12 protein-coding genes are annotated in these 14,259 nt (G+C 39.1%); 4 read left to right on the top strand and 8 right to left on the bottom strand.

Annotation, left to right across the window (positions count from 1 at the left end; translation table 11 throughout):
• Positions 1 to 30: 30 nt before the first annotated feature.
• Positions 31 to 3,243 (bottom strand): LysM peptidoglycan-binding domain-containing protein, encoded by a 3,213-nt coding sequence (locus AC1M9N_RS06205; protein WP_481954438.1) that lies wholly within the window; start codon positions 3,241 to 3,243, stop codon positions 31 to 33.
• A gap of 215 nt (positions 3,244 to 3,458) precedes the next feature.
• Between AC1M9N_RS06205 and dnaQ the strand changes: the two genes are divergently transcribed.
• The 3 genes from dnaQ (at position 3,459) to nudC (ending at position 7,404) form a co-directional block, all read left to right on the top strand.
• Positions 3,459 to 4,886 (top strand): DNA polymerase III subunit epsilon, encoded by a 1,428-nt coding sequence (dnaQ, locus tag AC1M9N_RS06200; RefSeq protein WP_481593053.1) that lies wholly within the window; start codon positions 3,459 to 3,461, stop codon positions 4,884 to 4,886.
• Positions 4,887 to 5,005: 119 nt separating this feature from the next.
• On the top strand, positions 5,006 to 6,646 hold the full coding sequence (locus AC1M9N_RS06195) for a chemotaxis protein (protein ID WP_481612975.1): 1,641 nt from the start codon (positions 5,006 to 5,008) through the stop codon (positions 6,644 to 6,646).
• Positions 6,646 to 7,404, top strand: coding sequence for an NAD(+) diphosphatase (gene nudC, locus AC1M9N_RS06190; RefSeq protein ID WP_481954437.1), 759 nt, complete (start codon positions 6,646 to 6,648; stop codon positions 7,402 to 7,404). The genes AC1M9N_RS06195 and nudC overlap by 1 nt, the downstream gene beginning before the upstream one ends.
• A 23-nt stretch (positions 7,405 to 7,427) precedes the next feature.
• Here the strand turns inward: nudC and AC1M9N_RS06185 are convergent, their stop codons facing one another.
• The 4 genes from AC1M9N_RS06185 to AC1M9N_RS06170 form a co-directional block, all read right to left on the bottom strand.
• Positions 7,428 to 8,309, bottom strand: coding sequence for an alpha/beta hydrolase (locus tag AC1M9N_RS06185; RefSeq protein WP_481954436.1), 882 nt, complete (start codon positions 8,307 to 8,309; stop codon positions 7,428 to 7,430).
• Positions 8,309 to 9,001, bottom strand: coding sequence for a BON domain-containing protein (locus AC1M9N_RS06180; protein ID WP_035266827.1), 693 nt, complete (start codon positions 8,999 to 9,001; stop codon positions 8,309 to 8,311). The genes AC1M9N_RS06185 and AC1M9N_RS06180 overlap by 1 nt, the downstream gene beginning before the upstream one ends.
• A gap of 64 nt (positions 9,002 to 9,065) precedes the next feature.
• A complete protein-coding gene (locus AC1M9N_RS06175; protein WP_180027924.1) occupies positions 9,066 to 9,482 on the bottom strand; it encodes a YraN family protein in 417 nt (138 codons plus the stop codon).
• Between the two features lie 14 nt (positions 9,483 to 9,496).
• Positions 9,497 to 10,426, bottom strand: coding sequence for a penicillin-binding protein activator (locus AC1M9N_RS06170; RefSeq protein ID WP_481954435.1), 930 nt, complete (start codon positions 10,424 to 10,426; stop codon positions 9,497 to 9,499).
• Positions 10,427 to 10,437: 11 nt separating this feature from the next.
• On the opposite strand from AC1M9N_RS06170, the gene rsmI reads away from it, so the two are divergent.
• Positions 10,438 to 11,280 carry a 16S rRNA (cytidine(1402)-2'-O)-methyltransferase gene (rsmI, locus tag AC1M9N_RS06165; protein ID WP_481588939.1) on the top strand — a complete coding sequence of 281 codons (843 nt, stop codon included), beginning with the start codon at positions 10,438 to 10,440 and terminating at the stop codon, positions 11,278 to 11,280.
• Positions 11,281 to 11,320: 40 nt separating this feature from the next.
• Here the strand turns inward: rsmI and AC1M9N_RS06160 are convergent, their stop codons facing one another.
• From AC1M9N_RS06160 to AC1M9N_RS06150, 3 genes are all read right to left on the bottom strand, one after another.
• Positions 11,321 to 11,569 carry a hypothetical protein gene (locus AC1M9N_RS06160; protein WP_035269751.1) on the bottom strand — a complete coding sequence of 83 codons (249 nt, stop codon included), beginning with the start codon at positions 11,567 to 11,569 and terminating at the stop codon, positions 11,321 to 11,323.
• Positions 11,570 to 11,739: 170 nt separating this feature from the next.
• Positions 11,740 to 12,978 (bottom strand): FAD-dependent monooxygenase, encoded by a 1,239-nt coding sequence (locus AC1M9N_RS06155; RefSeq protein ID WP_481591808.1) that lies wholly within the window; start codon positions 12,976 to 12,978, stop codon positions 11,740 to 11,742.
• Entirely contained in the window at positions 12,975 to 14,183 is a 1,209-nt protein-coding gene (locus AC1M9N_RS06150; protein WP_481954434.1) for an FAD-dependent monooxygenase, read from the bottom strand. Before AC1M9N_RS06150 ends, AC1M9N_RS06155 begins: the two co-directional genes overlap by 4 nt.
• Positions 14,184 to 14,259 lie beyond the last annotated feature (76 nt).

The following is a 14,259-nucleotide window of genomic DNA, read 5'->3' as shown; positions in this document are numbered from 1 at the left end:
GATATGAAATTCCTGATTGCTTAAGCAGACTTAAGAATGTGGAACTTTAATCGTAGCACCAATCTGTAAAGGTGTGTTTGGTTTCAAACCATTCATTTCTGCAAGCTGATCAATGGCTATACCAAATCGATTCGCAATTCTGTACAGGGAATCACCACTACGGACTTTATAATCTGTAACAACTTTAGGAACTTGAATAATTTGACCTCTTTGCAATCCAGCACGTAGGTTCAACTTATTTAGATCTGCAAGTTCTTTTGCAGTCATATCAAATCGTGTAGCAATAACATGGAGAGACTCACCTGATTTGACAGCATAATCCTCTGTATCACGCGATTTTGATTGACGGACTGGTGTTTTTTCAGTACTCGCAGCCGCCTTTTCAACATCGCCACTTACTTTTAATTTTTGACCAATTTGAAGGACTGATCTCGCATTTAGATCATTCAGCGTAAGTAATGATTGAAGCGGCATATCATATTGTCGCGCAATACTTGCTAAGGTCTCTCCACTTTTCACAGTGTGAGACTCCACTTTCTCAGCAGCCGAATTATTTCGTGTCGAACTCTGCTTAGTTGAAGCTTTATTTTCATCTTCTTTCAAATTCAGCTTTTGCCCAACTTGCAATCCTGCATTCGATCGCAAGCCATTCATTTCTGCTAACTGTGCGACAGAAAGATTATATTTGCTCGCAATGGCATTCAGGCTATCACCTGATTGAACAACATATTGCTCTGGTACTTTAGATCCCACTGGTACTTTAATGGTTTGACCAACCATCAATCCTTTTTCAATATCCAAATTATTCAGTGTCGCCAACTCAACAACGGTTAACTTATTCGCATTTGCAATGTTGTACAACGTATCTCCTCGTTGTACGCGGTAAGTTTCAGTCTGAATTTCAGGTACAGTTTTAGCATTACTCGCGCGAGTTGTTGATGAAGCTGTAGCAGATTGCACTTCTTCTAAAGGAACATTAATTTTTTGACCCGCGTACAGGCTACTATCAGCTTTCAGTCCTGAGCTTAATGACGCTAACTCTTGAGTCGAAATTCCGTATCGATCAGCGATTAACTTTAAGTATTCGCCACGTTTAACCGTATAAGATTTCGTTTGAACCTTTGTTACCGCTTGTTCAGTTTTGCTTGATTTAGATGCTTGAGACTGGATTAGATTTAACTTCTGCCCAACCAGTAAATTACTATTGATAGTTAGACCATTCAATTCAGCCAATTGTTGGACACTCAAATCAAACTGGTTTGCAACACTAGTCAGACTATCATTTGATTTTACAATATAACTTGCTGGCTTTACATCCGTTTTCTGAGCAGATGCTACTGGTTTAGCATCGTACAGATATAGGGTCGCACCTACATATAAGGTTGCATTTGGATCTACTTGGTTCCATTTTGCAATATCTCTCCAACTTACGCCGTTTTTCATTGCAATAATTGCTAGCGTGTCACCAGGGAGTACCGTATAGGTACTACGCTTACCCTTAGGTGGTTCTACAACCACTTCACTTTCAGTTTTCTTAAATGCCTTACCTTGATTAAGCTGGGCTTCCTCAGAAGTAGGCAAAGTACTTTCTGCTACAGATTTAGGATAAGCAAAGCCAACTTTAACTTCTGAACCTTGTCCTGCTGCCACAGATTGACTTGTTTGAATCGCAGTTAATTTAATCTTGCCATCCAACGGATCAACAATCTCAGTACCTTGGGGTGCAATGGCACTAATCTCTCTAACGACTTCCGCTTTTTCTGCTTCAGTGGCCTGTGGTTCAATGACCGAGGCAATAATTTGATCAGAACTCGTAGTTGTTGTGGTTTTTTCAGGTGCAATTGAAGCTAAGATTTTGGCTTTTTCTTCAGCAGTGATTTCTGGTTCTACACGTACAGGTTTAACATTTTGCGCCGGTGTAACAGCAACAGGTATACGAGGTGCGCTTGGCACCACTGCCGAAGCAGCAAAAGCTGCCAATGCATCAGAACCAGAAGGAGTCCTACCCTTCGAAGTTGAAATTGTTGTAGATACTGAAGGTGTTTGAGTATTATTAACTGGCTTCGCTGTTTGAGTTGCCAATACGGAAGCATTTGAAGCTTTTGGTGTATTTACTGTCGTTGTAATTGTGGTTGCTGGCGTAGATGTAGAAACAGGGCTTGAAGCGCTCGCCCATAGACCTGTGCTGCTTGGTTTAAGTGCTTTCAGTTTTCGATCAATATTTGGACTTAAATCTGCTGGAATTAAAATTCGCTGTGGACTTTGAGGATCAATAATATCACCACGATGCCCTGGATTCAGTTGATAAAGTTCTGCACGACTTAAGCCTGTCAGAGAAGCAATTTCGTTTAAACTCGCACCTGCTGGAACTGGAACTTCTCTAAAGTGAGGACGATTCGCAATTGGTGGTAATCTTACGCCATACTTTTCAGGGGATTTGATAATCTGTGCAACCGCAAGGAAACGAGGTACATAGTTCATTGTTTCTTGAGGTAAACGTAATGACCAATAATCTGTAGGCAAGCCAGCAGCCTTATTACGGTTAATCGCTTGTTGAATACGTCCAGGACCAGCGTTATAAGCCGCTAAAGCTAATTCCCATGAACCAAATTGGTTATATAAACTTCCTAAAAACTCGTAGGCTGCACGTGTAGACTCAACTACATCACGGCGTCCATCATACAAATTGGTCTGTCTTAATCCATAAATACGACCTGTACTTGGGATGAATTGCCACATCCCTGCAGCTGCCGCTGAACTCGTTGCAGCAGGATCATAGGAACTCTCAATAACGGGAAGTAAAGCAAGTTCAGTAGGTAATCCACGGCGCTCTGCTTCCTTTACAGTATGATAAAGATAACGAGAAGCTCGAGCGGATAAACGATCCAGATAAGGCTGACGCGTAATAAACCAACTTCTTTGAGCATCAATCCGTGGATCCCACTTTGTTTCATCCATTTTAAAACCAACGGTCATACGTTTCCAAACATCGCCGTGTTTTAAAATAAGTAAACGATCACCTTCAACTGCACGCATATCAGTTGCAGATAAAAGATCTTCAAGTGAATCTAAGCTACTGGCATCTAACATGCCGAGTTGATTCGACTTTTGCGTCTTTGCGGAAGTGGGACTCGCTGTACAGCCAGTCATTACGCCTAATCCGGTTACTGCGGAAGTAATTACTGAAATTTTAAATAAAAAAGTTGCAGATGGCTGCCACACTGCGGTGGTTGTTTTAGACATACAAATTCCGAAAGACGCATAGTAAATTTATTGTATATAAGCCATTTTAGAGGAGCTCGTTGTTCAGGCAAGTCTCTTCTTGATGAGTAATTGCTTATAAATGTTACAAGACATTAAAAAATATCCAGTTATCGCACTGATGTTTCGCATTTACGTATACAATAAAATTTCCGAACTTGATGTTCAACACTTTATTCGATTGATTGGTTCAAACTATGTCTGAAATAACACTTTATGTTGATGGCGCATGTCGTGGTAATCCTGGGCTAGGTGGCTGGGGTGCTTACATCATCACTAAGGATACAGAACATAAAATATGTGGTGGTGAACCAGACACGACCAATAATCGTATGGAGTTAACCGCTGCAATCGAAGGAATCAAATTTTGTCCTGTTGATGCAAAGCTGATCATTTGGACAGACTCAAACTATGTAAAACGTGGAATTACTGAATGGATCAGTGGTTGGAAAAAGAAAAATTGGAAAGACGTAAAAAATCCTGATTTATGGCAAACTTTGGATCAAGTTTGTCAAGGTCGAGACATTGAATGGAACTGGATTAAAGGTCATGCAGGACATCCAGGCAATGAAATGGCAGATCAGTTAGCTAATCAAGGCGCTGACCAAACGGCTGAACAATTTAAAAATTCCCTGCAAGCGAATGATAAAAAAAAACAGTCTGAAGATTGGTTGCTCAATGATCCGTTTGGTTTAGATCTCAACGATCAAGATGAAGAAGTTGAAATTGATTTAGCAGAAAATGATGATCAAGCTGAATACAGCACGGACGAAGTCACCTCAAACTCCTCAGATATTATTAAGGATATTATTAAGACAGTTGATGCACAGGACTTAAATTCTGAATCTGTAGATCAAAGCGTTCCTCAGTTAGCTGAAAAATCGCATCCACATATTGTGGTCACACCTGCTCGTTTAAATTTACAGGGACCACGCCAATTGATTTTAGATACGGAAACTACAGGTTTTTATTATCAAGATACAGACCGTATTATCGAGGTAGGTGCGATTGAAATGATCAATCGTAAACTGACAGGAAGTTCAATTCACATTTATATCAATCCCAAAAAACCAGTCGGTGAATCTGAAGCAATTCACGGTATTTCTGATGATTTTTTGAAAGATAAACCTATATTTGAAGAAATCGCTGCTGAACTGTACAAGTACTTAAAAGGTGCAGAAATTATCGCACACAACGCAACTTTCGATATGAACTTCTTAGATATGGAGTTCAAACGTGCTGGCTTTGGTACGCTTTCAGAAGTCTGCGCAGTCACCGATACACTTGCAATGGCAAAAGCGAAACATCCAGGTCAAAAGAACTCATTGGATGCATTAGTGAAGCGCTACGAAGTTCCACAGCGTGATCGTACCTTCCACGGTGCTTTACTGGATGCAGAAATTCTGTCAGATGTCTATTTAGCCATGACAGGTGGTCAAGTTTCATTTGATATCGATGCACTCTCAGCGCATGATCATCATTCTGAAACTGGACAAAATCAGTACCAAAAAATTGAGGTAGATTTACCAATCATTTATGCTTCTGATGAGGAATTAGCAGCACACCAAAAATGGATCGAAGATTACCAAGAAAAAAATGGCGAGCCGTGCTTATTTGCTAAATAATCTTCCATCTGCTTGATTCATTTTGTAAAGTACGATCAGTTCGGCTATATTCATTTAGAGCAAAAATTCCCCTTATCTGGGCTCTGAGCAAAATTAACGGCCAACATAGGTTTCGATCGATGTCTTATCAAAGTTCAATTTATTTTGACCCTACAGCATTACTTATTGTTAAAAAAGAAATTGATCAAATCATCGATCAGGTCGAAAATACAGTATCAGAGCTTATTGAGGATCAAACACTTCCTTTTGGGATAGATGACGCATTCATTCGACTTGAGCAATCCAATCAAGTTTTTGCCATGATCGAGCTTCCTCATCTCGCACAACTTGCACACTACTGTGCGCAAGTCATGTCAAAGATGATGCAAAATCCAACTGCAAAAAACCTGAAATACGCTGCTGCATTAAGTGATGGTACAACGATGCTAAAGCGATATATCGAATTTATTTGCTTACGTGAAGTCGATGTCCCCCAATTTCTCTTAGATACACTTAACCATCTAGAGCGAGTATTGAACATCCCTTGTACAGCATTGGGTAATGGAATTCAGACCACTCAGAAACAATTAACTTTAACACCGCAAGCATCATCGAATCAGATTTATTCATCTGATTATTGGAGTACACTATATAAAGATTGTTTAATAAAATTAGTGACGCAAAATGAAACTGAAGACGATTTTGATCGTTTTAAACTCATTGTAGATCATATAGCACTGCTCTCTCTTGAAACACCGAGTCAACAATATTGGCTTCTGATGCAAATCGCATTTAATCAACTTGACCAACTCATTCTCAGTGATGCACGCCTAAAATGGTTGGCTAAAGTTGGCAGTCAAATTCGGGAGTTTTTAAATGCACCCCAGCATTTTCAGGTCGATGAAACTGACTTTGCTAATGCTTTAGCGATTTGTATTAGCCAAGAAAACTACGATTCACAAATGCTTCGTGAGTATTTTCAAATCTCGGACAACATTTTGACTGATGTTCAACTACAAATTTTTAGTCGCCATCTGTTTGGACCTGATCAAAGAACAATGGATACCGTTGCTCACTTGATTACAGAAGAATTAAATCAATTAAGATTAGATATTGAAAGTCACTATCAAAGTTTTACCGATGATCAAATTTTAGATATTCGCTTAAAGCTGTATCGTATGGCAAATATCTTTTTAGTCATGAATCTTAATGAAGCTTATGCAGAGATGAAACTGCAAGCAGATCATTTTCATCGAACCTATATTCAACAAAATGCCGATTTTGCTCAACGATTAATGAACAGCATGCTATCGGCTATGAACTCTATCGGGATTTTGAAGCGAAATTTTGCACCAACTCGCATTCAACTTGATGTGAATAATATGAATATATCACTGGATCGGCTAGATGATGCACATGAAACGCTGCAAAAAGAAGCTCGAATTCTCTTGCAAGAACTAGGCGATAAACTTTTTCAAAGCAATGATGTTCAAGACACAAATGATTTATTAAACATCACAACCAATTTAAGACAATTAAGCGGTGCTGCTCTATTTCTTGATGCTCAAGTATTAAGTAATGCGCTAAAAAATAGTGCTGAGGCGGTTGAACACTATTACGATATTCAGAAATCACTCACCCACCAACAACTTCAGCACATTCTAGATGTGCTTGCCAGTCTAGAACTTCATCTTGATGGCTTGAAGTATGATTATCCTATTCATAAATCAGTATCTGAGACTGCACTCATCAGCAGTCAAAAAATTAAAGCGGTTGCCTAATGTCTGAACTCTCTGTTGCTTATATTTTTAAACAACATCAACTTCTCGTCGATGAAAACTTCCAATTACCACGTGTTGAACGTTTAGAGAGTGATCTGATTTTCCAATCTGGTGATCAAGTAATTGCACGAGATCTACATATTGAAGAAGCAATTCCTAAAGGTTATCAACTTGTGCCAATCCGACAGTTGATCACTCAATGGTCTAAGCAACAATTTGAACAAGCGAGTCGAGCAGTTCAATTATTAGAATGGCGTCGTAATCATAAATTTTGCAGTCATTGCGGTACAGAAACAGATGTGCACCGTTCAGAATATGCCATGATCTGCCCAGCATGTAATTATCACCAATACCCTCGTGTTCAACCTTGTGTTATCACCGTAATCACACGAGGTGACAATGAAATTTTGCTGGCGAAAAATGCAAAAAATAAATCCAATATGTATGGATTAATTGCAGGTTTTATCGAAGTTGGTGAAACTTTAGAAGAGGCTGTGCAACGCGAAACCATGGAAGAAATTGGTCTAAACGTTAAAAATATTCAATATCTTGCCAGCCAACCTTGGCCATTCCCAAGTAATTTAATGATTGCTTTTCGGGCCGAGTATGATTCAGGTGACATTGTGCTTCAAGAAGATGAAATTAGTGATGCCCAATTCTTTAAATTTGATGATTTACCAGAAATTCCATTTGCAGGAAGTATTGCGCATGCCATGATTCAACATGTCATTCACAATACTCCTTTCAAATCAGAATAAATCAAATCCGAATCGTTATAGATTTATTTGAAGGACTCTTCTAAAACTTTCAGGATGAGAGATCGAGTTTTGAAGAGTCGATCAAATAATGTGGCAGTTGTTGCCATGATTGATACATGTCCACTACGAGGCACCCGAATGAGCTTGCTATGATTCTCTACAGCTAACAGTGCTTGATGCATCTCTTCAGAATTATGATCTTTTACCAACGTATCTTGATCTGCTAGAAAAATATAGTGCTGAATATTATTTTTCTCTACAAAATAGTATGGCATCACCGCTTTGAAATTTACTGCTTTATCGAATGCATGTTCAGATAAATGATCACCTAGATAGTTAAAGTGATAGGGTCCAGCCAAACCAATCAACGCTTTAATTCGATCTCGTCCTTCAAAGTCAATGAATGAAGGATGGTAAATCAGTGACATCACATTAAAAGCACCAGCAGAATGTCCGATAAGCGCTATTTGATCTGCACAAATACCATATTTATCAGTACTTTTGATTAAATATTGAATTGAATCTGCAAGGTCAGTTACGTAACGAGGAAAAATATGTTCTGGCGCCAGATGATAGTTTATTACGGCGAGGTTATATCCAGCACGTGTCAAACTTTCTCCAAGAAACTTGTAATCGTCCTTACTTCCTCTACTCCATGCACCACCATGCACGAATATAACTAAAGGTTTATTCGCTGGCGCTTGGCAAACATAAAGATCCAGTCGTTGCCGAGCTTTAAGACCATAAGCAATATTTCTTTTTACAGAATAGCCTTTATTTGAGGTCAATTGATTTAATGCCAAACCACCCAAATTATATGGGCGAAAAGCATTCAGTTTTTGATTCAACTGGGTAAGTTTTAACTGAACTGATTTCGGAAAAAATTGCGCAATCTTATTCGACATTATTGGTAACTAACACCAGCATCAGGATCAATTGCAACGGGTGTTTCAACATAAGGTTGAGTACTCACCGCTGAAGGGTTCATAAGTGATGATGATTGAACACCTGCGCCTACTTGAGCAGATTCCACGTTATCAATCAAAGTAACAATTTTCGTGACGTTCCCTACTCGTTGTAAAACTTCAATGAGATCTTGCTCTTCAGCTGTATTTAAGCGTCCCATCACATATAACACGCCATCTTCAGTATGAACCAAGACTTTACTGTCTGAAACAACTGGCGCACGCATAATTAAGCCACGTGTATTCGCTGTCGCAGTCGCATCTTGCATGATGGTAGAGTAACCAATTTGAGGACCAACTGTGATGTAATTATGAATAGATTTCACATCACTCATCGCTCGAACGTTATCTTCTGCTAACTGTTTCAAATGCGCATCAGGCACTTGACCTGTTAACAAGACATTACTGTGAAAGCTATTCACATTGACTCGAGATTGTTTAAAACGAGCATCCAATTTGTATAAATTGATCTTTGCTGTACGTTCAATTGAAGAGTCAATAAATACCTGACCTAAAGAACGAGCTCCACTCACCACCCCAACTGGTTCTGCGCCAGTTCCACCTGAAATAAAACTTGCACAGCCTGAAAGACTAGCAACACACGCCATCGAAATTACAATACGCTTCAACACTCAATCCGTCTCCTCGTGAAACTTGAATTTTTTCTATTGTTGGAAATGGCTTAGCTCATTCGGTTCATAGATTAATCAAGTCTGCATTTATTGTAAATGCATTTTCAATCCACTCAAGATCATAATCCATATCAGAAATTTCATGCTGTAACGGTTTTGCAATTTTTTTATGAAAATCAAAACAAAACACATCAAAACGATAATAAAACTCTGTATAGCTTGGAAATTTTTGAAGAAATGACATTGCTGTTTTCGCAATTTTAATTTGCTTGCTCGATGATATTGATTCTAGGGCTGAAGCATAGGTTGTTTTTGATCTGGCTTTGACCTCAACAAATATAAGCTCAAGATCACGTTGAGCAATCAGATCTATCTCACCATAAAGAGAATGAAAATTTCGAGCCAGCACAATATAACCCTGTGAGATCAAGATTTTTTCAGTTTGGTCTTCAGCCCATATACCTAATTGTTGAGAACTCATCCATTTAAGTCCTCTTAAATATTTTTTAATCTAAACCATGTTTTCTCGAAACACGCAGGTTTTCTTTCGATCCGATGCTCTTTAAAACTCAAATGCCCAGTCTGACCTTGAATTGATATCTGATCAGGATTCTTCGTTTTCAACATCAAATCCGCTAAACGCCAAACATCTTGACCGAAGGCATTGAGACGTTGGAATGCAGCAGTATTTTCTGTTGTTTGATTAGGTTTTTTTAAAAATTGAACCATGACTGGAACATCACAGAATTTAGTTCCCTTCGGAATATCCATATTATGATCAATAGCAAAAGCCTGAACATACAAACGTTTTGAAGGCTTATTCTTCAATGAGTTGATCCACGCCATACTGCCTAAAAGCAACACACCTTCATTTGACTTTATATCAGGCAATTGTTGGACTAGAGAAAATTTACCATGAAAATTTTTAAACACGGCATTTACAAAGCTTAAGCTCTCAGACTCAGTACCAGACTCACGCAAGATATAGAGATGCTGAACTCGATCACTTTCAATCTGTTTAATTAAAACTTGAGCATCATCAGTTTTCGATAAACTAAACTGCCACACTTTCACATGTTTTGAAGGAACTTCATTCAGTGCTAAAACAGGAATTTTAAGCGGTTCTTTCATTATTGCTTCGACATCCTGTCTCGCTAGTGGACCAATAATAAGTTTGGTGTTTTGACTGACTTGCGTCTTTAGGATCTCTTTTATTCGTTTTTGATCCGAATTGACATATCTTATTGGTATTTCACTGTTCGACTTTTGATAAGCCTCATCAATACCATTTTTAATACTATTACTTGCTCGCGCCATAGGGCCTGAATCAGGTAAAATAACCAATACTTCCGCTTGGGCTTGGAAAATCATTCCACATAAGCCAATACCAATGAATTCTTTTTTTATTCTTAATAGATCCAACATGGAGAAACCTTATGAGTGCTCAGTTATTTGTTGTAGCGACGCCAATTGGGCACTTAGATGACATGACTTATCGAGCAATTGATGTTTTAAAGTCTGTCTCTCTTATCGCGGCAGAAGACACACGTCAGTCCGCTCTTTTAATGAAACACTATAATATCTCAACTCCGCTTACAGCGTGCCATGATCACAATGAAAGTAACAAAATTGATATAATTATCGATAAGTTAAAAAATGGTGAAAATGTTGCACTCGTCAGTGATGCAGGTACACCATTGATTAGTGATCCTGGTTTTAAATTGGTTCGTGCAGCTCAGGAGCATGGTATTCGTGTCGTTCCTGTTCCAGGTGCATGTGCAGCTATTGCAGCATTAAGCGCTGTAGGTCTACCCAGTGATCACTTTAGTTTTGAAGGATTTCTATCTTCGAAACAATCACAACGTCTTATTCAATTAAATAAACTGAAAGACAACACGCATACCATGATCATCTATGAGGCACCACATCGAATCCTAGACTCTGTAACGGATATGGTCTCTGTGTTCGGGGCTGACCGTGAAGTCGGGTTTGCACGTGAAATTACCAAAACCTTCGAAACAATCAAAAAAATGACCCTTGGAGATTTACAATCATTTATTGCAAATGATCATCACCAGCAAAAAGGTGAAATTGTACTGGTCATTGCTGGAGCAGCCACTGAAAAAGACATGCAGCAAGAAGAATTAGATAAATTACTCAATCGCTTATTGCAAGATTTATCTGTAAAAGCAGCATCTCAACTTGCAGCTGATCTCACCGGAATCAAAAAGAAAGTCGCATATCAACGCGCGCTAGAGCTCAGTGGTGCGAATGATTAAGCAAAATAAAAAAAGCACCATATTGATGGTGCTTTTTTTATTAATCTTTTATTGATTCATCAGGTGGAACTTCAGTAATACGACCACCACGTGCTAGAAAAGCAGCAACTTCATCTTCCAGTGCCTGACGTTGTTTGAGTTTAGCTGTCACTGTTAATGTTTCAGCTTCCGCGACATCGGCATCAGATACAGTAACGTCACTTACGGCCGCACCTTTTTCTGCTGCTTGTGATTCATTTTCGTCTACAACACTGTCTTCGTTGTCATCAAAATCATTTGCGTCTGTCATTTCAAACTCCCCATCAATGTTTTCACGCACCTGATTGGAACGTGCTTTGATTTTTAGAGAAATGTATCAAGCTCTTTATCTTTCGCATAGTATCTAAAGCACCTCATTTGTATATTTTTTAATCATATTGGTAAAAAAATATATACTGATGATTCTTTTTAGATCAGATTTCAATTCACTTGATATCTTGTATTACTGAGCTGACTCAAACCATTCGCTTGCGACATAAACGCCGATTTTAACGCACTGATATTTTCAACTTGTTTCAACCCAAAGTTTCTCGCCCAAACAATAGGAAAAACAGGAGCAGATTCCATCCACCCAATCATAGACATACTATGCATCATGGCATCGTTTTGAAATTTACGGCGATGCTCATATTTCAATAAAGTTTGCTCATGAGCCCAAACGCCACGTGCGTAGTCCGAAAGTAGCGCATCGCATAGAATTGCTGCATCAAGACAACCAATATTCACCCCCTGACCAGCAAGTGGATGAATAACATGGGCTGCATCACCAATTAGCGCTAAGCCATCTTTAATATAACGTTGAGCAGCTCGTGCTTTCAGTGGGAATTTTGCTCGAGGCGTTGCGGCTAATACTTTGCCCAACATATGATGACTCTCTCGTGTCAGTAATTGTACAAAATCTTCATCTGAGAGTGACGCAAATTCGTCTGCATAATCATCTGGTAAAGTCCATACAATGGACTGCCAATGACCATATTCTTGATCTTCTAAACTTGCCATTGGGAGAAAAGCCAGTGGCCCTGTTTCTAAGAAAATTTGTCTCGCAACATGTTGATGCGCTTGTTCCGTCTTGATCGCACAGCTAATACCAGCCTGATGATAATCCAAAACATCCAAATCAATCATGGCTTGTTCACGTACGAATGAGTTTGCACCATCCGCACCAATTAAAAGTTTCGTTTTCAATTGAGTTTGATCAGCGAGATGAAGAATCCAACAACCATTTCCTTGCTCAATACGTTTCACTTGAATCTGAGTACGGTAATCATCAATCTGGTCGATCATCATGCTCTGAATCGCAAGGTTCAAGATACTTGGTTCGACCATTGAACCTAATATTTGTGCTTGATCAGGTTTAGAATGCGCTGATGTTCCAAAATTGATTTCACCAAAGCCATTTTTGTTCCACACCTGCATTCCCGTGTAGGGTTGTTGACGAGCTAACTTTCCCCATACATCAACATGCTTAAGCAAATGAATAGTGGCTTGACTCAATGCAAGTACACGAGGATTCAATGATTTTAAGGTCTTCTCGTGATCCAATATCGGTGCTGCATCAAGTACAGTCGCTTGAACTCCACCTTTAGCCAACAATAAAGCCGTTAATCCACCAACTAAACCACCACCCACAATCACGACATCTAAAATAGCATCATTCATGCTTTTAACCCCATTGCATAATTGGCAACGAGTGGCTTAATACCTGGAATATTTTCAAAGCACATTAGACCTGTATTTCGCACAAATTTTAGAATTGGATTTTGATTACTAAAGCCTCGCACCACAGAATCACAAAACTTAATCACACGTTGCTGATCTTTGAGTCGAGATTTTTCATACTCTTTCAGTACAGCAGCTTCACCTAAATCGGCATTTTTGATGACTTGTTGTTTTAAATATCGGGTCAATACATATGCATCACGCATACACAAATTAAAACCCTGACCTGCGACTGGATGAATCGTATGAGCAGCATTACCCATAAGTACAACACGTCCTACTGCTTGTTTTTCAGACAAAACTTGAGATAAAGGAAAACTAAATCTACGTCCAGTTTTCTCAAATTTTCCAGCTCGATCGCCATACGTTTTTTGAAGAGCATCTAAAAAATGCTGATCATTTTCATCACCTAACCACTCTCCCTCAGTGCCTTTAGGCACTGGCCAAACAACAGAGCGACGGTATTCACCAGGTAAAGGCAACAATGCTAAAGGCCCAAGTGGGCTGAAACGCTCAAAACCGACATGGGAGTGAGGTTTGGATGTCTGCACTGTAGTGACAATCGCCACTTGATCATAATCATGCTCTGATGCACCGACACCGAGTGCTTTTCGACAGAAAGAATCACGTCCATCTGCTGCTATGACTAATTTGGATTGAAACTGCAAATGTTCATTCGCTTTTGATGCTTCGAGATAAGCTAAATTCTCATCCTGTTTAAGCGACGTCACTTGAACACCATCAATTAACTCAATGAGTGGATTTTTTTTGACTTCTGATAACAATACTCGTCCAAGCCATGCATTCTCAATCACTTGACCAAAGCTTTCTACTTTCTCTTGAGCCGCGATTAAACGTGCCTTACCGAAACTTCCTTCTTCTGTGATATTTACTTCTAAAATAGGCGTTGCATATTGTTGCAGTGAATCCCAAATTCCCAATTCTTGATAAATTTGCACGCTTCGACGTGACAGCGCACTATTACGGGCATCAAAACTTGAATGATATGGTGCAAGGTTAGCATCATCATAGTTAGGATAGCTGATCGCCTCTAACAATTTCACTGCAATGTTAGTTTTAGCCAGCATAAGAGCAAGGCTTAATCCGACCATTCCACCACCGACAATGATGACTTCTTGTTGCATGTTTTGATCCTTATAAAAGCAAGCAATAGCTGCATACACATAAATTTTTAATCAAATTCATCTTACAATAAAGTTT

This window comes from Acinetobacter sp. ANC_7655 (genome assembly GCF_056784015.1).
This window is presented reverse-complemented; position numbering and strand designations above follow the sequence as displayed.